This window comes from Magnetococcales bacterium (assembly GCA_015228815.1).
Classification (GTDB): domain Bacteria; phylum Pseudomonadota; class Magnetococcia; order Magnetococcales; family UBA8363; genus UBA8363.
Genome location: JADGCV010000006.1, coordinates 86,263 through 108,768, shown reverse-complemented (window position 1 = coordinate 108,768; position 22,506 = coordinate 86,263). Strand labels below are relative to the sequence as shown.

Genomic DNA, 22,506 nt, shown 5'->3' with positions numbered 1-22,506 from the left:
CGGCATGTGTTGTTCATGACGGATGACCGGGACAGATATATCGACAAACTGTTTCTCAGGCTGAGGGGGATGGTGGTGAAATGATCATGCCTGATTGACGTCCAGTCGGGAGACGGCGCCGCTTGGGCCAACGAGGTGGAATTCGAATCCAAATCATGGTAATAATGGCGGGCTTGAAATTAAAGGACTCGTAACACCATTAAGTCACGGAGTGGATGATCGTTGGCCTTTTGAACCTTCTTGGTATTGATGTTAGAGCCGACAGGATTCTACGACTGGTTATTGAAAGGATGATGTCTTTGGGTGCCAGAAGCGTGTCAAAACCTGCGGTCTTCATCAGTTACAGTCATAAAGACGTCAGCTGTTTGGAACTTTTTTGGCCGTATATTGAGACGTTGAAGGGGGAAGAGGGGGTTCAGTGTTGGTATGACGGGAAGATCACAGAGGGAGCGGTTTGGGAAAAAGAAATTGTTGCGGCCATGGAGGAAGCTTCCGTGGCGGTGCTTTTTATCTCTCAGCCCTTTCTTGCTTCCAAATTTGTCGCTGAGACGGAATTGCCGTGGCTATTGAGAGCTTTCGAGAAAAAAAAGCTGACCCTTCTTCCTGTCTTTGTGAGCCCTTCTCAGGTCGCAGTCAATGATAAAACAAAAATATTGACCAAGATTCAAGGGTTTGCTTCACCAACACGAACACTGGGACACATGAATGAAATTGGGAAACAAGAGGTTTTTCTCAATTTGTCGAACCGGATCCGCGAATTGATCGCCGAAAGGCGTTCCTTACCTTTGGCGCCGGGAACCGAAGCCGGGAAGACCTTAGGCAAAGAAGCGATGTCGGGCGTTTCGGAAAAAAATTCTGTAGCCGCAGGCGTCCCAGAGAGAATTTATGTCATCGACAGCAAAGCAGGGACTCCTAAAACCAGAAAGGTAAAAACCACAAAACAAAAAATTCTTGAACCCCTGCCGGGGCTGCGATTGCTTCCGGTGCCGGGGGGAATCTTTACGATGGGAGACAACCAGGGAAGGGATTTTGAAAAACCGGAACATCGGGTGGAACTTTCACCTTTTGGGCTGGCGGAAACGCCGGTGACGAACCAGCACTATGGGATTTTCATCCTGGAGACGAAATATAGGGAACCGTTCTATTGGCGCGATCAAAAATATTCCGATCCGCAGCAGCCGGTTGTCGGTGTGGCTTGGCAAGATGCCGTCGCTTTTTGTGAGTGGCTTTCCAAAAAGTCCGGAAAGGAATTCTTTCTCCCTTCGGAAGCGCAATGGGAGTATGCCGCTCGGGGACCGGAGGGATGCCGCCATCCCTGGGGAGACGACGACCCCACGAAGGAATTGGCCTGTTTTGGTTTGGACTACGGCAATGGAAAACCAGCCTTGGTCGGACGGTATCCGGCGGGCGCAGGTCCCTTCGGCCATTTGGACTTGGCAGGAAATGTTTGGGAATGGTGCCGGGATGTCTGGGATAATCAGGTGTATAAAAAACGGGCCGATGGAACGATGGTCAAGGACCCCGTGGTCAAGCGTGGCAATGCAGATGTTCGCTCTATCAGGGGCGGGTCTTGGTTCCGCCCGGCTTCCTACCTCCGGGTCGGCTTCCGCGGCGACGCTCCTGCGGGCGGCTGCGGCGTCAGTCTGGGCTTTCGCCTTGCCGCCCCCGCCAGCACGCTTAATCCTTGATGGGGTCCATGGGTCGCAGCCCAATGGTTGCGTGAAATGACAATAGAACGACCATTCTTGTCGTTTAAAGTGACAAAAATGGTCGTTATTGGTCCATCTTTGTCACTAATAACGGTCATGATGTCCATGTGACAGTGACAAACTGACAAAATGTCACTTTGGAGTTCGGGGACAGCCTACTTTTTTGGAATTCGAAATCCGGGGGCGGGCAAAAGGGTATCGTGTTTCCAAACTTCGAAAAGGGGCAGGTCGGTGTTGACGATGACCCAGAAGCCCTTGTTTTTGTGCGCTCAAAGTGCGCCGTTCTTGATCCGGTAGCCCAACTGCCGGGGGGATTTGCCAAGAACGATGGCCGCTTCGGAAAGGAAGCGGTTCAAAGTGACAAAGTCATCATCGCCCCCTGGACCCCATCAAGGACCAAAACCCAAAAAATCAAGGATCAAGCGTGCTGGCGGGGGCGGCGAGGCGAAAGCCCAGACCGGCGCCGCGGTAGCCCGCACGACCGTCGATGCGACCGCCTCTGCCGCCGACCTGGAGGTCGGAAGCTGGGAAGCCCCAGGACCCGCCCCGAACTACCTTCGGTGGTCCGTATTTCACTGCATCTTCCTCGATAGCGTCTTTCTTCGATCCAGGAGTGGAGCACCACTCCCAGACGTTGCCGGCCAAGTCGCAATGGCCCAGGGAACTGTTGCCTGCGGGGTAGAGTCCCACCGGGGTGGGGGCGCCGATCTTGCCGTCGCTATAATTGGCCAATTCCGGTGTCGGGTTTTCCGTGCCCCAGGGGTAATCACCATGGGTGGGGGTGGCCGCCCTCTCCCAATCATCTTCATTGGGGAGGAAAAAACGGATATCCCTTGTTACGTCCGACTTTTGCCGGGTCAGCCAAAGACAATAAGCTCTGGCTTCATACCAGGAGACCCTCACGACGGGGCGATTGCCATGGTCCAATTGTTGTGCCCATTGATCTGGTTCCTTCCAGTCATGCGCTTGCCGAAAGGTCCAGGCGTGATCCTCCTGCCAATAATCGGGGTTGTCGTAGCCACCATCTTCGACAAAGCGTTGGTATTCCTGCACTGTCACCGGGTATTTCCCCAGGCAAATGTCGGTTCCAGGCACTTTGATAAGATTTTCTCGCCACTTGTCCTCGGTCAGGCGCGGGTCGCCCCCCTGGCCCAACGCTTCCGCCGCTGCCAGGCGTACCTTGATCGGCACCTTGGCCGCACCTTCCAGGGTGAAAAGGTTCAGGGCTTGGTTGCGCACCTGCCGGTATTCTTTCTGGATCTCGGGGCTGGGTTGGTATTGATATACCTTCATCGGCTCCAGGATTCGCACCAGGAGGCCAGCCTTGTGAGCGGCCTCCGCCAAGCCGTTGTTGTGTCTTTTGCCCGGGACCAGTTTCAGAAATGGATCGGACCAAGTGGAGGTACGCCATTTGGCTACTACCCGTGTCAATAATTCATCCGGGCGCTGGCTACCACCCTCATCGAAAAGAACGCCGGGAAACAGATCGATCGTTTCCCGCCAATGGGGGTCTTCCAAACGGCCTTCGACAAGAGGCCACCATCCGCTCTCCTTGTCATCGCTCATCCACGCCAAGTTTTGCGCCGCCAGATACTCTTGAAAGGTCAAATGCCAAAATCGGAGGCGGTTCCGCCCCATCTCTTCCAGAATGCCGCTGTAAATGCACTCGAATTGGATCCATTTTCGTATTGAAACAAGCCGGTCCGTAGTGACGTCCGGAAAATGACGTTCATGAAGGGGCATTACAGCCTTGGCGGCCTCCTCAAGGTCGAAAATGGCTTTTTTCCTCCCTTGACGACCGCCCATCATGGCCAGGGCAATGGCGGCAAAAGATTCATGGGCGAACCGGGTGGTATAGCGTTCTTGTTCATTCCTGTTGAAGTCGGCGCGCACCTCATCCTTGGCGCCCAACAACCAGCGGATCACCGCCCTGTAGACCCGCGCCCTTCCTTCGGGCAATTGGCCTTCGTTCCAATGAACCACGCACAAACAGGTCAACATGACCGGATTGGCCGCCAACTTGCGGATGGAATGTTTGGCGAGAATGGCCTGAACCAGGATTTCGGCATGTTGTTCCGCCGCACCGCCAGGGACGCCGATGGCTTGGCCATACAGGGCTGCCGACCAATGGTCGATAAACTCCTGTGTTTGAGCGATGCCAAAAGGTTCGATCACCGTCCGTTGAAATCCCATCTGTTCCAACCGCTCCGCTTCAATGGGACGGCTGCTGACAATGATGGTATTTTTTTTCCAGTGGGTTACCGCACTTTGAAAAATGGCGAACACCCGCTCACGCAAGCGATCATCCGCGACTTCATCCAGTCCATCCAACAGCAGCAGGACCCGGCCTTCTTCCAGCAAGGTTTGCCAATAGTCCCGCCATGTTGCCTCCCGGCCCGCGTCCCGGGTGGTCTGGAGAAGATCCAACAGCCGAAAACGGTCGTCCGCCATTTTTGGGGGGGGCCTGTCGGACAATAGCCTGGCCAGTTCCGAAAGCCGCAAAAACAACGGAATCGGCGATTCCAAGCGGTCATCCAGGCCCAGATGGCGTTTGCGCCAGGTCCCTCCGCCCGGGCAGGGTTCATTTCCCAGAATATCCCTGGCGAGCATGGCGGCGGTCAGTTTTAAAAACGTGGTCTTCCCCGATCCCGGCTGTCCCTCGATCAACAATCTTTTGTGTCGTGGCAACAGTTCCGCCAGGTTGACCTTTTTACCGCGCGTCTCTTGCCCCCCCATCCGTTCCATCGTTGATTGCCGTGCGTTGATGACTATGTCATGGCACTTGATGACCGTATAAAGATCTTCAATCGGGTAAAGATTGGCTGTTTTGCCCCGGCCTCCGCCGGAGCCGATGCCGCTGATTGTGAGATACCGGGTTTCGTCATGCAGTGATTTGAGCCAGGGGGTCAGATCGCAGGCAGAGGTTTCTACCGGTTTTTCCTGAATGGTTTGTTGTTGGGCGATTGGAAAAAAGGTTGTTGGCTCGACCTGCACATGGGCACCGATGAGGCGGCCATGTTTGACGGATAATTCAACCGCGATCCAGGGGCGCTCTTCTGGAAAGGTCAACTCTGGAGCGGTGCGCTGGGGATGAGGATGCCAATCGTCCCAAAAAAAGTTCGAGGTTGCCAGGACAACGGGACTTTCCTTGCGGGTTTTCAATATCTTCCTGATCCAATCATGATCGATGAGCCGTGCCGCCTCGGTCAACGCCTCTCCCAGATATTGGTCCCCCTTGAGTCCGACACTTCCCAAAGTCAATACCACCCGCAGGCGCAGGGGATAGCGGGGATGCTTCTGGTTGTCTTGGAGCAGAAAGTTTTCCAGATTCAAGGCTACCCGCATGGCAACCGGGGTTGAAAAACTTTGAAGAAACAAATAATAACCGTCCCCAGCGCCGTGGCGGTTGATGATCGTGTCGGGGTTGGCGTACCCGATCAAGGGTTTCAGGCTTTCCCTGAGTCCTGTCTGTAAACGGTCAATGATTTTGGCCTGCTCGTCCTGGTTCCATTGACTGAAATTTTCAATATCAACCAAGACAATGGGAATGGCGGGGGGCAGTTGTTGCATGGTTTCCTTAATGGGTATGTTTTATATGAGTTATTTTGTAGAAATAATCATACATCGGATGTCGCACAGCCGCAAGTTTGTTGAGGTTGTTCAAACGATTGTGAAAGGGTCCGGGATCGGCGGGCCGATCCCGGACGGGGGGGAGACTGGAATTTCCGGAGGTCAATCCAAAAACAAGGTTCGACGGTCGGCGGGGGACCATTCTGCAAGGCAGAGGTTGATGGCCGCCATCAAGGCGTGCAGGGAGGCGGTGATGATGTCCTCATGAATTCCCACGCCGGACCGGGGGCGGCAGGGATGTTGTTCGAGCTGGATGAAGGCGATGGCCTGGGCATCGCTCCCTTGTCCCAGGGCGTGTTCCTCATACTGTCGGATGTGCCACGGACCCGGCAAGGCGTGGCAGGCGGCATCGATGGGACCGTTGCCCTGGCCGAAAAGGGTTCTGGATTGGCCATCGATCGTCACCTTCAATTCGATCCGGTATCCTGAATCCTGGGGCAACTCCCGTTGCGGCTCCTGGTACAGATGGCTGTGTTCCAGGCGGATGTGTTGCGGTGGATGCCGCATGGTCCGGTCGAACAGGTCGATGAGTTGGGGTGCGGACAATTCACCACCGCTTTGTTCCGTCGCCCGTTGCACTTCACGGGCGAATTCCGGTTCGAGCCAGCGGGGAAGGGTGATGCCGCGTTCCCGGGCCAGAAGATAGGCCGCTCCCCCCTTTCCCGATTGGCTGTTGACCCGGATGATGCCCGACAAATCAAAGCCCATGTCACGGGGATCGATGGGAATGTAGGGGACCTCCCAGGGGCCGTCCGGGACCGCGGCGGCCAATCCCTTGCGGATGGCATCCTGATGGGATCCCGAAAAGGCGGTATGGACCATGGCTCCGGCATAGGGGTGGCGCGGGGCGACCTCCATTCCGGTGCATTCACGGTAACATTCGATTATTTGCCCCATGTCCGAAAGATCAAGTCCGGGATCGATTCCCTGGCTGTAAAGATTGAGCGCCAACGTGACAAGATCAAGGTTTCCCGTCCGTTCCCCATTGCCGAACAAGGCCCCCTCGACACGTTCCGCCCCGGCCAAAAGGGCCAACTCCGCCGCCGCGACAGCACACCCGCGGTCGTTGTGGGGATGAATGGAAAGGATGACTGCCTCACGGCGGGCAAGGTGGCGGTCGAACCATTCGATCTGGTCGGCAAACCGGTTGGGTGCCGCGACTTCGACCGTGGCGGGAAGATTGAGAATAATCCGGTGTTCGCGGTCGGGTTCCCAGACTGCAACCACCGCTTCGCAGATGGCAAGGGCAAATTCAGGCTCCGTCGCCGAGAAACTCTCGGGCGAAAATTGAAAGTGCCATCGGGTCTCCGGTTGCCGTTCGGCAAGGGTCCGGATCAAGGTTGCGGCGGTGACGGCCCGTGCGATCAGGGTTTTTTCATCCACTCCGAACACCACCCGCCGTTGGACCGGGGAGGTGGAAAGATAAAAATGGACGGTTGCCTGGGGCATCCCTTCGAGGGCTGCGAAAGTGCGGCGTATGTGTTCCTCGCGTGCCGAGGTCAATACCTGGATGGCGACCTCCTCGGGGGTGGTATCGACCAGGGTGCGCATGAAGGCGAATTCATCCTGAGAGGCGGCGGGAAAGCCGGCTTCTATTTCACGAAATCCCAAACGGATGAGCATCTGGAACAGACGTCTTTTCCGTTCCGGGTTCATCGGAATCGCCAGGGCCTGGTTGCCATCGCGAAGGTCGATGCTGCACCATTGGGGTGGTTGGGAAAGGGTGCGGTCGGGCCAATGGCGGACCGTCATGGGAATGGGCGGGGCGGGGCGGTATTTCCGGCGGGCCTGGGTCAACATCGAAATCGACTCCTTGTCGTATGCGATTGAAGGACAATGGTGGGAGCGAACCGGCCGCCTGGGCGCCACAACGCCATCCAAAGGCGGCCGCCCGTCAGTCGCAGTAAAAAATGGTTTTTTTTCATTATTTTCCTCCGCTTTTTTTGTCGGGAAGGGGGAATTAAAAAAGCCATGGATTCGGGGGAACCCATGGCCTTCGGTTTCAAGATTTGGCGGATCAACTCAGTCCTGTCGCAAACCTTCCTTCGCCCACGGGTCGGGGTTGGCACTCGGGAGGGAGCCATGCAGTCGCAGCGACGGGGTGTGTTTGCGAGTCGTGTCCATGGGGGCAGGATAGGAAAAAAAGAGGATGTGTGTCAATCAAAAAGATGATCGTTGCGTTATCTTACCTGACAGCCATCAGCTGGTCTTGCTGCTTTCTGGTCCGGCTTTCGCGAGAAATCCACGTATTCCCGGCCCGACTCCTGTTCCATGCGCTTGATGTCGTGGTAGATGGCCACTGGGTTATAATTGAAGCGGGCGGCATGTTCTTCTCGGACCTTGCGGACTTCCGCGACTATGGGGTCTTCCCACATGGTCATTCCTCCTGAAGTTGTTCGGGGGTGGCGATGGCTGGAGGTTCATGGCCTTGGGAACGACAGATGCCATCAATCCGGCTCCACATGGTGGCATTGGCGATGTGCTTGCAATTCCAAGTCAGCAGGTAATCCATCCTATGCACGGCAGCCAGGGCGATGTGATAGGCGTCATCAACCGCCTGTCGAGGAACAGCCCGAGCATCCAGTAGTGCGATGGCCAGAGTCATGACCTCTTCATTGACATTGAGACTGGGCAGGCCCGCCAAAAATTCCAACCGACGTTTGGCGGCTCCGGGGTCGCCCGCGTTTGCCTCCCGGAATATCAGTTCGGACGTGTACAGGTCGAAGTGGCGGCGGCTCTTGTCCCACCATTCGGCGGTAATCTGCTGATGGGCGGCAAGCACCAAGTCCCGGCTGGGCCGGGCCGCCAGATAGCTGATGATGCTGGTTTCCAGATAGACCTTGGGGTTCATGAAAAGTTTGGTCCCTGACGGTAACCAAGTGGATGTTTTATGGTTAATTATCCTAGGTTATATTTTTTATCCAGGTGTACATGTCATTCCATACCTCATCGATTGGGTTATCCCAAACCTTGCGCATGGATGTCTGTTGGGCATGTTTCAAAAGGACAGACCCCTGGTCACGCTGATGGATATGTTCCAGGTATCCAATGAAATCCAATGCTTCTTGTGCAAGGAGTGGGAACAGACGACTTACTTTGTATTGAAGTTCCTGGATCATGTCCATGATGCCTGTTTTTCCTGTGGACTCTTCAGCGTTTTGGAACAAAGTAATGGGTGCAGTGGCCGAGAAAAACGTCCGCCGCCTCCATCACCGTTTCCGACAACGTCGGATGGGGATGGATCGTCGCTGCCAGGTCATAGGCCGTGGCGCCCATTTCGAGTGCCAAAACCCCCTCCGCGATCAATTCTCCCGCCCCACTTCCCACGATTCCCACACCCAGAATCCGTTCCGTCTCGGGATCGACGATCAGTTTGGTGAGTCCATCGGCACTGCTTAAAGTTTGCGCCCTACCCGAGGCCCCCCAGGGGAAACGGACCGATTTCACTTCGATCCCTTGCCGCTTGGCCTCGGTTTCGGTCAATCCCACCCACGCCAACTCCGGATCGGTAAAGGCAACGGCGGGAATGCCACGGGGTTCGAACGTTTCTTTTTTTCCCGCCAATACCGCCACCGCCACCCGCGCTTCATGGGACGCCTTGTGGGCCAGCATTGGACCACCCGTCAGGTCGCCAATGGCGGAAATTCGCGGGTCGTCGGTCCTCTGGCCGCGGTCCACACGGACAAATCCCCGATCCAATACGACACCGGTGTTTTCGAGGCCCAACCCTTCCGAGTTGGGAATTCGTCCGACGCTGACCAAAACCCGGTCGAACCTGTCGTTGAACGAATGGCCCTCCTTGTCGGCAAAGGTGATGTCGATCCCCTGCTCCTCGTGCCGAACCCCGGTGATCCGGGTTTCGAGCATCACCTTTTGCGCCCACCGGTCGATCCGCTTGCTCAAGGGACGAACCAGATCCCGATCCGCCCCCGGAAGCAATCCCGAGGTCATCTCCATCAGGGTCACCCTGGACCCCAGGGTTGCGTACACCGATCCCAATTCAAGGCCGATGACGCCACCGCCCACGACGAGTAACGTTTCCGGAATTTTTTCGAGTTCCAGGGCACGGGTGGAATCCATGACCCGTGGTGATTCCCAATCCAACTCCGGCAGCGATCGCGGTTTGGAACCCGTGGCGAGGATGCACTGGTCGAAAGTCAACGCGATTCGTTCGCCATCGGCTCGATCGATCGCCACCCGATCGGACGACAAAAACGTCGCCCGTCCCTGAATGAAGGTGACCTTGCGCTTCAGACATTGCTGTCCCAATCCCGAGGTCAGGTGTTCGACCACCTTGTTTTTCCAGGAGCGCAACATCTCCAGGTCGATTTCCGGCTCCTGGAAACGGATCCCGATATGCGCCGCTTCGCGGGCTTCGCTGATGGTTTTGGCAGCGTGCAGCAAGGCTTTGCTGGGAATGCAACCCCAATGGAGACACACCCCTCCAGGATGGGGCTGAAGGTCCACGAGGGTGGTTTCAAATCCATGACCGGCGGCCAAAAACGCGGCGGCATAGCCTCCGGGACCGCCGCCGATGACGATGACATGTCCGGGTTTATTCATGACCTTCTCCCAACCGGTTGCCAGGGTGCGTGACTTAAGTCGCGGGCTTCTATCCTTCAAGGGACAGAAGGAGCGGTTCTTCCAACGCTTCGCAAATCCAACGCAAAAAGCGGGCGCCATCCGCGCCATCGATCAGACGATGATCGAACGATAGCGACAATGGCAACATGAGGCGGGGTTCGAATGTTCCCGCGACCTGCACCGCCTCCACCACCCCTTTCGACATTCCAAGGATCGCCACCTCGGGATAGTTGACGATGGGGGTGAAACCGATACCGCCGATTCCGCCAAGATTGGATACCGTAAAGCATCCTCCGCGCATATCCTCCAACGCCGTCTTTCCCGCGCGCGCCGTTTCGGAAAGAATGGTCAGGGCGGCGGCCAGTTGGGTGATGTTTTTCCGGTCCACGTCGCGGAGCACCGGCACGATGAGTCCCCTCGGGGTATCGACCGCAACTCCAAGGTGGATGTACTGCTTGAAAATGATTTCATCATTGGCCATGTCCACCGAGGCGTTGAACTGGGGAAACATCTTGAGCGCCGTTGCCACGACCTTCAAAACGATGGCCGTGAGCGAAAGTTTTCCGCCACCCTTGGCGATCCGGGGGGCAAACCGGTGACGCAGTTCTTCCAGGCGGGTGATGTCCGCCTTGTCATGGCAGGTGACCTGGGGGACGGTGTTCCAGGTGGCGGCCATGTGCATGGCCGTGGCGCGTCGGACATTTTTCATCTTTTCCCGGGTGATCGTGCCCCACGAGGCAAAGTCGGGCAGTTGCGTGTGCAGCGGTACCCGGGCATCACCCACCCCGATCGGTCCCTGGGAGACGGCGGCGGCGGGATTGCGGTTGTGTTCCCGCACCCAGGCCCGGACATCCGCCATGCCGATCCGTCCTCCCGGCCCGGTTCCCTTGACCTGACGAATGTCAACCCCGAGTTCCCGCGCCTCGCGGCGCACCGAAGGGGCCGCCGCGACCGGGACCGTCGAACGGACGGGGGGCGCAACCGCCATCGGAGATCCCTCCATTCCGGCGGGCCGGGCGGTGGCGGCATCACCCGTTGTGGTTTGTGCCCTGTCGGTCTGGTCCGCGCCGGTCGGGGGCGCGGTCGGGGGCGCCGTTACGGGAGGGGGTGACAGATCGGGAGGGGCGGCTGTTTTCGCTCCTCCCGGTTCCACGATGAACAGGGCTTGTCCGACCTTGACGTGATCTCCGGGTTTGATCCGGACCTCCTGGACGATCATATCCTCGTTTGCCGGGACTTCGACGACCGCCTTGTCGGTTTCCACTTCGAGAAGGACCGTCCCTGCGGTGACCGACATGCCAGCGGTCGCCAGAACATGAACGATGTCTCCCCCCGAGATGTTTTCCCCCAGGTTGGGCAGTGTGAATTCCGTACTCATTGGGTCCGCTCCTTGCCGTGCCAGTGGATGGTTGCCATGGTCGTCATCGTGTGATCGGATCGGGCCGTTCGGGATCGATGCCAAGTTGCCGGAGTGCCTGCGTGACCACGGTGGCGTCGATCTGGCCACGGCGACACAAGGCGCTCAGGGCCGCCTGGGTGATGAACTTGACATCCACCTCGAAGAAATCCCGCAGCGCCGGTCGTGAATCGCTGCGCCCGAAGCCGTCGGTCCCGAGGCTGATCATCCCTTCCGGGACCCATTGGGCCACCATGTCGGGAAGGGTGCGCACATAGTCGCTCGCGGCGATCACCGGTCCCGAATGTCCTTCAAGACAACGGGTCAGATAGGGTTTTTGCAGCGGCCTTTCGGGGTGCAGGCGGTTGAAACGATCCACCGCCATCGCCTCCCGGTAGAGCGACTTGTAACTGGTGACGCTCCAGACGTTGGCGGCGACCTCGAATTCGGCGAGCAATTCCTGGGCCGCCAGGACCTCGTTGATGATGGCGCCGCTGCCGAACAGTTGCACCTTGCGCGAAAACGACGGATCGGGCGCCGGGCGAAACAGATAAAGACCGGAGAGAATTCCTTCCCTGGCCCCCTCGGGCATTGGGGGTTGGGGGTAGTTTTCATTCATGACCGTCAGATAATAATAAACATCTTCCCGCTCGACGATCATTCGCCGCAGTCCGTCCTCGATGATCACCTCCAGTTCGAAGGCGAAGGCGGGATCGTAGGCGACCAGATTGGGGATCGGCAGCGCCAGGAGATGGCTGTGGCCATCCTGATGCTGCAAGCCCTCTCCGGCCAGTGTCGTCCGCCCCGCGGTGCCGCCGACGAGAAATCCCCGGGAACGCATGTCGGCGGCGGCCCAGGCCAGATCACCGATCCTCTGGAAGCCGAACATGGAATAATAGATGAAAAAGGGAATCATGGTGATGCCATGGTTGGCATAGGAGGTTCCGGCGGCGATGAAGGAACTCATCCCTCCCGCTTCGGTGATCCCTTCCTCAAGAATCTGGCCATCGCGGGTTTCCTTGTAGTACAGCAGACTGTCATGATCCACCGGTTCGTAGAGCTGGCCCGGATGGGAGTAGATGCCGCATTGGCGGAACAATCCTTCCATGCCGAAGGTGCGCGCCTCGTCGGGGACGATGGGGGTGATCCGTTTACCCAATCCCGGATCCCTGAGCAGTTTCGACAGGAGCCGGACAAAGGCCATGGTGGTGGAAATCTTGCGATCCTCGGTCCCCGGGCGAAATTCCTCGAACAGAGACGCCGGCGGCAGCGGCAGGGATTCGTCGATCGGACGGCGGCAGGGGAGAAATCCGCCCAGTTTTTCCCGATGGGTCCGAAGATAACGGACCTCCTGACTGTCGGGCAGCGGTTTGTAGAAGGGCATGCCCGCCACCTCCTGATCCGACAGGGGGACCTGGAAGCGTGAACGGAAATCGCGCAGTTCCTCTTCATTAAGTTTTTTCTGCGAGTGGGTGATGTTTTTCCCTTCTCCCGCCGCACCCAGCCCATATCCCTTGATGGTCATCGCCAGGACCACCGAGGGCCGTCCCCGATGTTCCACCGCCGCTTTGAAGGCGGCATGGACTTTTTCGGGATCATGGCCACCGCGATTCATCCGTTCCAGTTGTTCGTCGGAATGATGGGCCACCATCTCCATCAGTTGCGGATGCCCGCCGAACACATGACGGCGGATGAAGGCCCCGCCCTCGGCGGAAAGTTTCTGGTAGTCGCCATCGACCAGTTCGGAGAGCCGTTTCATGAGCCGTCCGTCATGATCGCGGGCGAAGAGGGGATCCCAGTCGGAACCCCAGATGACTTTGATGACATTCCATCCCGCGCCGCGAAAGTCCGCTTCGAGTTCCTGAATGATCTGTCCGTTGCCGCGGACGGGACCGTCAAGCCGTTGCAGGTTGCAGTTGATGACGAAGATCAGGTTGTCCAGCTTTTCCCGGGCCGCCAGGCTGATGGCGCCCAGGGTTTCGGGTTCGTCGGTTTCGCCGTCGCCGAGGAAAGCCCATATTTTCCGGTCGGAGGTGTCCTTGAGGTTGCGGTCCGCCAGATAGCGCATGAACCGCGCCTGATAGATGGCCATGATCGGCCCCAGCCCCATGGAGACGGTCGTAGCTTGCCAGAAGTCGGGCATGAGCCAGGGGTGGGGATAGGAGGAGAGCCCCCCCATGGGGTTGAGTTCACGGCGAAAGTTGACAAGGTGTTGTTCGTCGATGCGGTTTTCCAGAAAGGCGCGGGCGTAGATTCCGGGGGTCGAATGCCCCTGGAAAAAAACAAGGTCGCCGCCTCCCGGATGGTCGGGGCCGCGAAAAAAATGATTGAAACCCACCTCATAGAGGGTGGCGGCGGAGGCGTAGGTGGAAATATGGCCGCCGATTCCCGATTCATCCCGGTTGGCGCGCACGACCATCGCCATGGCGTTCCAGCGGATGAGGCTTTTGATCCGCCGTTCCAGGGCGCGGTTTCCGGGATAGGGGGGTTGTTTTTCGGGGGGGATGGTATTGACGAAGGGGGTGTTGGCGGAAAACGGGATTTCGACACCCAGCATTTTGCCATGGGCCTGGAGGGTATGCAGCAGTTCTACAACCCGGTTGGCCCCCTGGTGCTGGAATACATGGTCCAATGATTCCCGCCATTCCAGGTTTTCGAGTTCCAGTTCATTCGAAGGGGGAGCGTCGTTGCGTTGGCTCATCGGCGTCACCGTTGGGTTGGTTGTTGGGTAGCGGAGCGAATTGTCCTTCGGGATTGGAAATGTCGGATTGGAGCTCCATCATGGTGGCGGTATCTTCGCGAAACTGCAATGCATGCAGTCGGGCATAGACCCCATTTTTTGCGATCAGTTCCTCATGGGTTCCCGTTTCCGTGATCCGGCCCTGGACCAGGACGAGGATGCGATCGACATGGCGTATGGTCCCGAGGCGGTGGGCGATGATGAGGGCGGTTCGATGTTCCAGGAGCCGTTTCAGGGCGGTCTGGATGATTCGTTCGCTGATGGTATCGACCGAGCTGGTTGCCTCATCCATGACCAGAATGGCGGGGTTGAAGGCAAACATGCGGGTGATCCCCAGGAGTTGCCGTTCACCGGCGGACAGGTTGCCACCACGTTCCGACAAAATCGTGGCCATTCCCTGGGGAAGGCGGTCGATGAAGGTGATGGCCCCGGACTGGACGGCGGCGGCATGGAGTTGCTCCGGGCCGATGGCGGGATCGTCGAGGCCGATGTTCCGGGCAATGGTGCCGGCAAAGAGAAAGGTTTCCTGCTGCACCATTCCGACCAGGCGTCTGAGGGTTCCCAGGGGATAGCGGCGCACCTCCAGGCCATCGATGAAGACCGCTCCCCGGGTTGGTTCGTGGATGCGGTTGATCAGTTTGACAAGACTTGTTTTTCCCGATCCCGTGGGGCCGACGATGGCGACTTTTTCTCCGGGACTTATGATACCGTGGATTCCTTTCAGGACCGGGGCGTCGCCGTAGCTGAAGTCGCAATCGGAAAAACGGATCTCGCCACGAAAGGGGGGCAGCGGCGAGGGGACTACGGGATCACGGATGGCCGGCGGGGTATCCAGCAGATGAAAAATCCGTTCCAGGGCGGTCATGGCCGCCTGCATGGTGGTGAATTTTCCCGAAAGATCGCGGATCGGAAAAAAGATGCGGCGCAGATAGTCGATGAAGGCGACGATGGTGCCGATGGTGGTCTCCCCCTGGGCGACCAGGGTGGCCCCATACCAGAAAAGAAGGGCCATGGTGATCGTCGAGGCGGCCTCGATGAAACTGAATTGCAGGGCTTCGAGAAAGTTGCTCTTGAGGACGGTATCGAAATGTTCCTGGTTGAGATGGCCAAACCGCAGGCGGCGGTGTTCCTGACCGGCGAACAGGCGCAATACTTCCGCGCCCTCGACCTCCTCGGTCATCCTTCCCGCCATCTGTCCCTGGAGGAGGCGGCCCTGGCGCTGAACAAGGCGCATGTTCCGGGTGATGAGGACGGTGCCGACGACGATGACCGGCATGGCCAGGAGGGTCACCAGGGAGAGCCCGGGTGACAGCAGCGTCATCGACACGCCGATTCCCACAAGAAGCAGAAAATCACCGATCAGGTTGACCAGTCCGGAGCTGACCATCTGGCTGACTGCCTCGGTGTCGTTGACGATGCGGTTGGTCAGACGACCGCTGGTCTGGCGGTTGAACCAGGCTGCCTCCAGCGACAGAAGATGGGAAAAAAGATGGTCGCGAATGTCTCGGACCACGCGCTGTCCCAGGGCGGCATTGGTGAAGGATTGAACATAGCCGATGGCAAACTGCAAGCCGACCAGAAGGATGAACAGGGCGATGAGGCCAACGAATCCATCCATGTTTCCCGTGGTCAGGTGATCATCCACCGCCTGCCGGATCAACAGGGGTTGCGCCATTTGGATCAGGGCGTTTGCGGGCAGGAAGATCAGGGCGGCGGTGATCCAGCGGCGATAGGGGGCGGCATAGGAGAGGAAACGGGTGAACAGCCGCCAATCCATGAAGCGGCCATAACGGGTTTCATCGGTGTCGGGGTGGATGGCGGGGGTCATGGGATGATCTGTTCCATGGAAGGCGCGGCAGGGGCTGGAAATCCATCGGCCATCGTCCGCAGGGCTTCCTTGAGTTCCATCTTCTGGTGCAGGTCTCTGTAGATGGGGTTTGCTTTCATGAGTTCGGCATGATTGCCGATCCCCTGGATGCGTCCCGCTTCCAGAAGAATGATGCGGTCGGCATGGTGCAGGGCCGCCACCCGGTGGCAGACCATGAGGAGGGTCTGCGTTTTGGCGCATTCCCTGAGGTTTTCGAGGATCCGTTCCTCGGTGCGGGCATCGACGCTGGAAAAGACATCGTCCAGGAGTAGAATCGCCGGGTGCGCCAGAAGCGAGCGCGCAAGAGCGACCCTCTGGCGCTGGCCTCCCGAAAGGGTGATCCCCCGTTCGCCCAGGAGGCTGTCGATGCCCTGGGGAAACCGGGCCACTTCATCCTCCAGCGCCACCATTTTCAGGGCCGCCCGGAGTTCATCGTCGGACAAGCCACGATTTCCCGGATCGAGGTTTTCCCTTAGGGAGGTGGCGAAGAGAAAACTTTCCTGCGGTGTCATGGCCACGGTTGCGCGAAGATCGGCCTCGCCCAGGGACATCAGGTCGTGTCCGCCAATCCGGATGCACCCGTCGGCGACAGGATAGAGGCGCGCCAGACACGACAACAGGGCGCTCTTGCCCGAGCCGATCCGACCCACCAGGCCGAAAAATCCACCCTGTGGAATGAACAGATCGATGTCTTTCAGGACCGGTGGTCCGTTACCGAAGGCGAAGGTCAGGTGTTTGACCGTGATGTCTCCTCCGAGGCGTTGCGCGAGGGGAGGGGCTTGAGGCGCGTCGGTCCGGAAGGGTTGGGTGTCGAGGATCCGTCCCACCCGTTCCAGGGCGGCCAATCCCCGTTGCAGCACGGTCAGGATCCAGCCGAAACCGACCGTGGGCCAGATCAAAATGGCCAGGTATCCCGAAAAGGCAACGAAATCTCCGACCGTCAACCGGCCCGCCGCCACCTCCTGGCCGCCAAAACCCAAGAGAAGAACGGCGCCGATGCCGCCACTGAGCATGGTCAGAGGGGCAAACAGGCTTTGCAGCCGGGTATGATGCACGTTGGCTTCGTAGAGTTCCCGGGTTTCGTCGGCGAAACGGCGGCGCCAGTCCTCTTCCCGGGCATGGGTACGGATGACCGGGATGCCGGTGATCGATTCCTGGACAAAACCCGACAATGCCCCGAAACGGTCGGCAACCTTGCGGCTGAGGCGGTAGAGACGGCGTGTCAGGATCCTGGCGCCACCGAGAACGATGGGAAAGGGGGCGAGCACCAGGATCGTCAGGGAGGGATCGAGGCCGATCATGACGGGGAGGGTGATGGCATAGACCATGAATGTGTTGGAAACCTGGAGAAATCCAGGGCCGATGAACATGCGGATGGAGGTGATGTCGTTGTTGCCGCGGGCGACAAGGTCACCGGTTTTTTCCTTGTCGAAAAAGAGGGCATCGAGTTCGAGAAGATGGGCATGGTAGCGTTGCCGCAGCGCAAATTCCACCGCGCGGCCAATGCCGAAAATATGGGTCCTGGCCCGAACCCGGATGGTCGCGTTGAAGAGCGCCAGAACAATCAGGCCCAGGGCAAACGGGGCGATGGCTCCGGGGTCGGGTGTGGCGGTCAGGGTTTCGGTGGTCCGCTTCAGAAGATAGGGGATGGCGGCGGCGCTCAGATTGGTCAGCGCCAGAAGAATGAATCCGACGGCAAAGGCCCCCCGGTGCTGGTGCGCATGGGGGAGGACGTGGCGCAGCCGGCGACGCCATTCTTGGGTTTTATCGTTCCAGGTCATGCCTTCGAGGTCGGTCAAGGGGTTGGCACGGGGCCTTGGAAAGGGGCGACGGTGACCATCGTGATGCGCCATTCTCCTTTCAATGACCGCGGCATCCATGTTAGAGAATTGACACCATCTCCGCGCGACACTGCGGAATCCATAGGCGAGGATGAACTTGGAATGGGGTTTCTGGCAAGGGATGCCAGTGGGCGTATTTTTTCCGAAGGATGGGGCAATCCAGTCCCAAGGTGTGCGTATGCTTTATATAAGATAATGAAATAATTATGTTTAAATTGCAATACCCACGGGTTTTCCGAGAGCGATCGATCATGAAGGCGTGGTGATGGATCTTTTTTTGGAACAAAATTTGCTTTGACTTGCTATAATTTTCAAAAGTGCTTTAATTTCCATGCGGCACATGGGTGGTCGCCCCGAAAGTCACGGGAATTCGACGGACCGATGGCCTTGAAGAGGATGCACGATGACAAACAAGTATTCCTTCGATTGGACCCGGATTGTGACGGTGGTGTGCTGCCTGCTGATCGCGGGGTGTCAGAGTTTGCCTCGGGAGGATGTCTCCGAGCTTGAACCTCCCGCTCCGGCGAAACAAAAGAATCTTGATCATGTCAAGACCGGCAATCCCTATACGATCAACGGTCGGACCTACTTTCCGATGTCCCGGGACGATGCGGAAAATTTTGTCGCCGAGGGGATTGCTTCCTGGTATGGTCCCAATTTTCATGGAGAAGATACCGCCAATGGTGAATTTTTCGACATGTACGGCATGACCGGGGCGCACAAGACCCTGCCCCTTCCCATGACGGTCCGGGTGACGAACCTGGACAACGGTCGTTGGACCACCATCCGGGTCAACGATCGTGGTCCGTTCATCGGCGACCGGATCATCGACCTTTCCAAGTCGGCTGCCCGGGAATTGCAGTTTCTCGACAAGGGGACGGCAAAGGTGCGCATCGAGGCTCTGGGCTTCGCCGATCCCCTGCCGAGTGATCATCCCTACAGTCAAAATCGGCGGCGCCTCTTTGCCAACCGGTTAAAAACAGAACAAAAGAACCAACAGGACTTGCATAACGAAACCGGAAAGGTCCAAAATAAACGTCGGGATTCAGAGCATACCTTCTTTGTCCAGGTTGGCGCCTTTCGTTCGCGTGAAAACGCGGCAAGTCTCGCCAACCGGATACAATCGACCGGAAAGACCCATGTTCGTGCGGGTACCAAGAATGGCGACAGCTATTTCAGGGTTTTGGTGGGTCCGTTTCCCTCTCCGCTTGGCGCCGATGTCATGCTGGCCCGACTGTCCAACCTTGGTTTGAAAAAATCCAGGATCGTTTCCGAATGATACGGCCACGCGGTCAATGGCTGGAACCGGTTCGAAACCGGCCATCGCCATGCGCACCGAAAACAATCTGGTTTGGGGCCAGGCCCGGACTGCCTGGCAGGGAAAAACCTCGATCAACAGGGACCCTTGCATCCGAGGGGTTTTCGTCGTGCCAATCATCATACTGTCAACGCTGTTTTTGACGTTCTGTCTTCTTCCCTGGTCTTCTTCCGCGGTCGAACCCGATCGCAACGCACTCGACATTCGCGCCACGTCGGCGATTCTTGGTGACCTCGATACCGGCGTGATCATGTTCGAGAAGGACCCCGACAAGGTGGTGCCACCCGCCTCTCTGACCAAGATCATGACGCTGTATCTGATCTACGAGGCCCTGGCGAAAGGGGACATGAATCTGGAACAGAAACTTCCGGTCAGTGAAAAGGCGTGGCGGACTGCGGGATCGAAGACCTTCGTCAAGGTTGGCGATGAAATCAAGGTCGATGATTTGATCCGCGGGATTGCGGTGCAGAGCGGCAACGATGCCTGCGTCGTGGTGGCGGAACACCTGGGGGGATCGGAGGCGGGGTTCATCGACATGATGAACGCCAGGGCCAAGGAATTGGGATTGACCAACTCCCACTTCATGAATCCTACCGGATTGCCCGATCCCAACCACTACACCAGCGCCCGCGACCTGTTCAAACTTGCAAGTGCCATCATGAACCGCTATCCCGAGTACAGCTACTTCGTCAAGGAGAAGCAGTACACCTTCAGCGGCATCCAGCAGTACAACCGCAACCGTCTTTTGTGGCGGGACCCTTCCATCACCGGCCTCAAGACCGGTCATACCCGCGAGGCGGGTTATTGTCTGGTCGCCACCAGCGAGAAGGAGGGACAGCGGCTTTCCGCCGTCATTCTCGGTTCGACGGGCAGCAAGGTGCGCGAGGAGGATGCCCTGCGTCTCCTGCGTTATGGCAACCGCATGTTCGAAACCGTGCGCGTCTACGAACCGGGGGCTTTGATTCGCAGCCTTCGCATCTGGAAGGGGGCGGAGGACTTCGTCGATGCCACGGTGGACAAGCCGATCGTGGTGACCATCCCCAGAAAGGAAAGAAACAGCCTGGAGGTCGGGATGGTCTATGAAGATCCCATCTTCGCCCCACTGGAAAAGGGACAGCAGATCGGCTCGGTGATCGTTAAATTCAAGGGCCAGGAATTGCTCAATCGTCCTGTTGTGGCATCCAGGGAACTTCCCTCGGGAGGATTCATTGGCAATTTGATGGATACCGTCCGTCTGTATTTTGGATGGTGATTGATCACCGATCGGACCGATGTGAAGGACGATTTCGGGTCTCCAGACGATCCCCCGGTGGGATGAAAGAGGAAAAATGGCCGCCATCAAGGACACCAAACCCAGGTCGGTCAAGAAAACCGAGGGGACCGCGAGCCGAAAAAAATCCCCCCTGAAAAAGGTCGAACTGGCCGACAGTCTGGAACCTTCCGCAACGGAGTCCAGGAGCGTCATTCCCGATTCTCTTCCCGCCGACATCCCTCCGGTCCCTTCCATGGAGGAGGTCCTCAATTCACTGGAGAGCATGTTGGACAGCGAGGAATTCGCGGAGAATGTCTCCCCTTCGCCCCCCTCCGAGGTCGATTCTCCAATCCATTCCGGTCCCGAAGATCCCGAAGCGGGTGCGATACCCCAATCCGCTTCCGGCGACCCGGTCCCGGTGATGGATGAAGATGATGATATTCTCGACCTGACCGGAATGGAAATCGATTTTCCCACCCCGGTCAATATCGCCGCGGTCATGGAATCGGCCAAGGATGCTCCGGACATGACCGCCATGGAACGGGAAGCGATCGATGACGAAATGATGGCTCTTCTTTCCAATGAGGATACCGATGGGGAAGAACACCTCTTGATGGAACCGATCGGGGCGGAGGATTCCGGTGAACCGGGGGTGAAGCTGGTTTCGCAACCCGGTGATTGGGAAGACCTTTCATCCCTTTCCGGAGAATTATCGAAGGAGGATGAATCCGCCATCGGCGTCGGTGAGGAGGAGACCGTCCTCCTTGACGCCGCGGACGAGGATGATCTGGAACTCCTTGACGCCGCCATCGAAAATCCGCCGCCGCTCGATGTGGAAGAAGAAAATGAAACCCCTCCTGGGGGGAAATCGGAAATCCCGATCGAAAAGGAAGCAACCTTCATTCCCGAACCCTCGGAGCAGGATACTTTCCCTCTGGAAGAATCCCCGGATGAGGAATCTCTGGAGGAAAAACTATTAAAAGAAAAATCCCTGGAGGAAGAATCTCTTGAAGAGGAATCTCTTGAAGAGGAATCTCTTGAAGAAGGACTTTCAGAAGAAGAATCCTTGGAGGAGGAACCGCTGGAAGAGGAATCTCTGAAAGAAGAGTCCTTGGAAGAGGAATCTCTGAAAGAAGAGTCCTTGGAGGAGGAACCTCTGGAAGAGGAATCTCTGAAAGAAGAGTCCTTGGAGGAGGAATCTCTGGAAGAAGAATCCTTGGAGGAGAAACCTCTGGAAGAGGAATCCCTGGAAGAAGAGTCCTTGGAGGAGGAACCTCTGGAAGAGGAATCCCTGGAAGAAGAGTCCTTGGAGGAGGAACCTCTGGAAGAGGAATCCCTGGAAGAAGAGTCCTTGGAGGAGGAACCTCTGGAAGAGGAATCTCTGGAAGAGGAACCCTTGGAAGAGGAACCTCTGGAAGAGGAATCTCTGGAAGAGGAACCCTTGGAAGAGGAATCCTTGGAAGAGAAACCCTTGGAAGAGGAATCCTTGGAAGAGGAATCCTTGGAAGAGGAATCTCTGAAAGAGGAATCTCTGAAAGAGGAATCTCTGAAAGAAGAATCCTTGGAGGAGGATCTTCTAAAAGAAGAATTTCCGGATGAGGATCTTGAGAAGAAACTATTAGAAGCCCCCCCCCTGGAGGGAGAATCTCTGGAAGAGGAACTTTTGAAAGAAGAATCTCTTGAAGAAGAACTTTCAGAAGAAGCATCCCTTGAGGCAGAATCCCTTGAGGAAGACTCTCTGGAGGAAAAATCCCTTGAGAAAGAACCGCCGGAAGAGAAACTTTTAAAAGAAGCATCCCTGGAGGAAGAACCGCCGGAAGAGAAACTTCCAAAAGAAGAATCCCTTGAGGAAGAACCCCTTGAGGAGGAACCTCTGGAAGAGAAACTTTTAAAAGAAGCATCCCTGGAGGAAGAGCCTCTGGAAGAAAAACTTTTAAAAGAAGAAGAAAAACCATGGAGTGTTCTTTCTCGTTTGGATGGTGTGGCGGGAGATGGAGCGGAGGCGGTGACTTCCCGGTCGTTGGAGGAACTGTATGGTGGCCAGGTCGAGGAGTTGGTGCGTGAGATGGTCGCATCCATGGTGCAACGCCTGTTGCCTGGACTGATTGAGGAGGTTGTACGCGAGGAACTTGACCGGATCCGTGAGCTGGATTGATTCTGGCATGGGGA

The 22,506-nt window shown here is 57.3% G+C and carries 14 protein-coding genes; 4 read left to right on the top strand and 10 right to left on the bottom strand.

Annotated features, from left to right (window positions below):
- The first annotated feature begins 215 nt into the window (after positions 1 to 215).
- Entirely contained in the window at positions 216 to 1,688 is a 1,473-nt protein-coding gene (locus HQL76_03960; GenBank protein ID MBF0108313.1) for an SUMF1/EgtB/PvdO family nonheme iron enzyme, read from the top strand.
- Between the two features lie 432 nt (positions 1,689 to 2,120).
- Here HQL76_03960 and HQL76_03955 read toward each other — a convergent pair whose 3' ends face one another.
- The 10 genes from HQL76_03955 to HQL76_03910 form a co-directional block, all read right to left on the bottom strand.
- Positions 2,121 to 5,279 (bottom strand): SUMF1/EgtB/PvdO family nonheme iron enzyme, encoded by a 3,159-nt coding sequence (locus HQL76_03955; GenBank protein ID MBF0108312.1) that lies wholly within the window; start codon positions 5,277 to 5,279, stop codon positions 2,121 to 2,123.
- Positions 5,280 to 5,441: 162 nt separating this feature from the next.
- On the bottom strand, positions 5,442 to 7,139 hold the full coding sequence (locus HQL76_03950) for a 2-isopropylmalate synthase (protein MBF0108311.1): 1,698 nt from the start codon (positions 7,137 to 7,139) through the stop codon (positions 5,442 to 5,444).
- A gap of 380 nt (positions 7,140 to 7,519) precedes the next feature.
- Entirely contained in the window at positions 7,520 to 7,714 is a 195-nt protein-coding gene (locus HQL76_03945; protein ID MBF0108310.1) for a hypothetical protein, read from the bottom strand.
- Positions 7,715 to 7,716: 2 nt separating this feature from the next.
- A complete protein-coding gene (locus tag HQL76_03940) occupies positions 7,717 to 8,190 on the bottom strand; it encodes a type II toxin-antitoxin system VapC family toxin (protein ID MBF0108309.1) in 474 nt (157 codons plus the stop codon).
- 52 nt (positions 8,191 to 8,242) lie between these two features.
- Positions 8,243 to 8,464, bottom strand: coding sequence for a hypothetical protein (locus tag HQL76_03935; GenBank protein MBF0108308.1), 222 nt, complete (start codon positions 8,462 to 8,464; stop codon positions 8,243 to 8,245).
- A gap of 25 nt (positions 8,465 to 8,489) precedes the next feature.
- Positions 8,490 to 9,902 carry a dihydrolipoyl dehydrogenase gene (lpdA, locus tag HQL76_03930; GenBank protein ID MBF0108307.1) on the bottom strand — a complete coding sequence of 471 codons (1,413 nt, stop codon included), beginning with the start codon at positions 9,900 to 9,902 and terminating at the stop codon, positions 8,490 to 8,492.
- 49 nt (positions 9,903 to 9,951) lie between these two features.
- Positions 9,952 to 11,301, bottom strand: coding sequence for a 2-oxo acid dehydrogenase subunit E2 (locus HQL76_03925; GenBank protein MBF0108306.1), 1,350 nt, complete (start codon positions 11,299 to 11,301; stop codon positions 9,952 to 9,954).
- A 43-nt stretch (positions 11,302 to 11,344) separates the two neighbouring features.
- Entirely contained in the window at positions 11,345 to 14,020 is a 2,676-nt protein-coding gene (gene aceE, locus HQL76_03920) for a pyruvate dehydrogenase (acetyl-transferring), homodimeric type (GenBank protein MBF0108305.1), read from the bottom strand.
- Positions 13,986 to 15,887, bottom strand: coding sequence for an ABC transporter ATP-binding protein (locus HQL76_03915; GenBank protein MBF0108304.1), 1,902 nt, complete (start codon positions 15,885 to 15,887; stop codon positions 13,986 to 13,988). Before HQL76_03915 ends, aceE begins: the two co-directional genes overlap by 35 nt.
- Entirely contained in the window at positions 15,884 to 17,779 is a 1,896-nt protein-coding gene (locus HQL76_03910) for an ABC transporter ATP-binding protein (GenBank protein MBF0108303.1), read from the bottom strand. The genes HQL76_03915 and HQL76_03910 overlap by 4 nt, the downstream gene beginning before the upstream one ends.
- Positions 17,780 to 18,170: 391 nt before the next feature.
- Here HQL76_03910 and HQL76_03905 point away from each other — a divergent pair, with 391 nt between their 5' ends.
- The 3 genes from HQL76_03905 to HQL76_03895 all read left to right on the top strand — a co-directional run bounded on the left by HQL76_03905 (position 18,171) and on the right by HQL76_03895 (position 22,492).
- Positions 18,171 to 19,046, top strand: a complete 876-nt coding sequence (locus HQL76_03905; GenBank protein ID MBF0108302.1) for a septal ring lytic transglycosylase RlpA family protein — start codon at positions 18,171 to 18,173, stop codon at positions 19,044 to 19,046.
- Between the two features lie 16 nt (positions 19,047 to 19,062).
- Positions 19,063 to 20,337, top strand: coding sequence for a D-alanyl-D-alanine carboxypeptidase (locus HQL76_03900; protein ID MBF0108301.1), 1,275 nt, complete (start codon positions 19,063 to 19,065; stop codon positions 20,335 to 20,337).
- A 76-nt stretch (positions 20,338 to 20,413) separates the two neighbouring features.
- Positions 20,414 to 22,492, top strand: coding sequence for a hypothetical protein (locus HQL76_03895; protein ID MBF0108300.1), 2,079 nt, complete (start codon positions 20,414 to 20,416; stop codon positions 22,490 to 22,492).
- The last annotated feature ends 14 nt before the right edge of the window (positions 22,493 to 22,506 follow it).

Excerpts from the sequence above, each read along its gene's own strand:
- HQL76_03925 (MBF0108306.1), bottom strand. The coding sequence starts at position 11,301 with ATGAGTACGGAATTCACACTGCCCAACCTGGGGGAAAACATCTCGGGG.
- HQL76_03895 (MBF0108300.1), top strand. The coding sequence starts at position 20,414 with ATGGCCGCCATCAAGGACACCAAACCCAGGTCGGTCAAGAAAACCGAG.
- HQL76_03960 (MBF0108313.1), top strand. The coding sequence starts at position 216 with ATGATCGTTGGCCTTTTGAACCTTCTTGGTATTGATGTTAGAGCCGAC.
- HQL76_03955 (MBF0108312.1), bottom strand. The coding sequence starts at position 5,279 with ATGCAACAACTGCCCCCCGCCATTCCCATTGTCTTGGTTGATATTGAA.
- HQL76_03940 (MBF0108309.1), bottom strand. The coding sequence starts at position 8,190 with ATGAACCCCAAGGTCTATCTGGAAACCAGCATCATCAGCTATCTGGCG.
- HQL76_03900 (MBF0108301.1), top strand. The coding sequence starts at position 19,063 with ATGGCTGGAACCGGTTCGAAACCGGCCATCGCCATGCGCACCGAAAAC.
- lpdA (MBF0108307.1), bottom strand. The coding sequence starts at position 9,902 with ATGAATAAACCCGGACATGTCATCGTCATCGGCGGCGGTCCCGGAGGC.
- HQL76_03910 (MBF0108303.1), bottom strand. The coding sequence starts at position 17,779 with ATGGCGCATCACGATGGTCACCGTCGCCCCTTTCCAAGGCCCCGTGCC.
- HQL76_03935 (MBF0108308.1), bottom strand. The coding sequence starts at position 8,464 with ATGGACATGATCCAGGAACTTCAATACAAAGTAAGTCGTCTGTTCCCA.
- HQL76_03905 (MBF0108302.1), top strand. The coding sequence starts at position 18,171 with ATGACAAACAAGTATTCCTTCGATTGGACCCGGATTGTGACGGTGGTG.
- HQL76_03915 (MBF0108304.1), bottom strand. The coding sequence starts at position 15,887 with ATGACCCCCGCCATCCACCCCGACACCGATGAAACCCGTTATGGCCGC.
- HQL76_03950 (MBF0108311.1), bottom strand. The coding sequence starts at position 7,139 with ATGTTGACCCAGGCCCGCCGGAAATACCGCCCCGCCCCGCCCATTCCC.
- aceE (MBF0108305.1), bottom strand. The coding sequence starts at position 14,020 with ATGAGCCAACGCAACGACGCTCCCCCTTCGAATGAACTGGAACTCGAA.
- HQL76_03945 (MBF0108310.1), bottom strand. The coding sequence starts at position 7,714 with ATGTGGGAAGACCCCATAGTCGCGGAAGTCCGCAAGGTCCGAGAAGAA.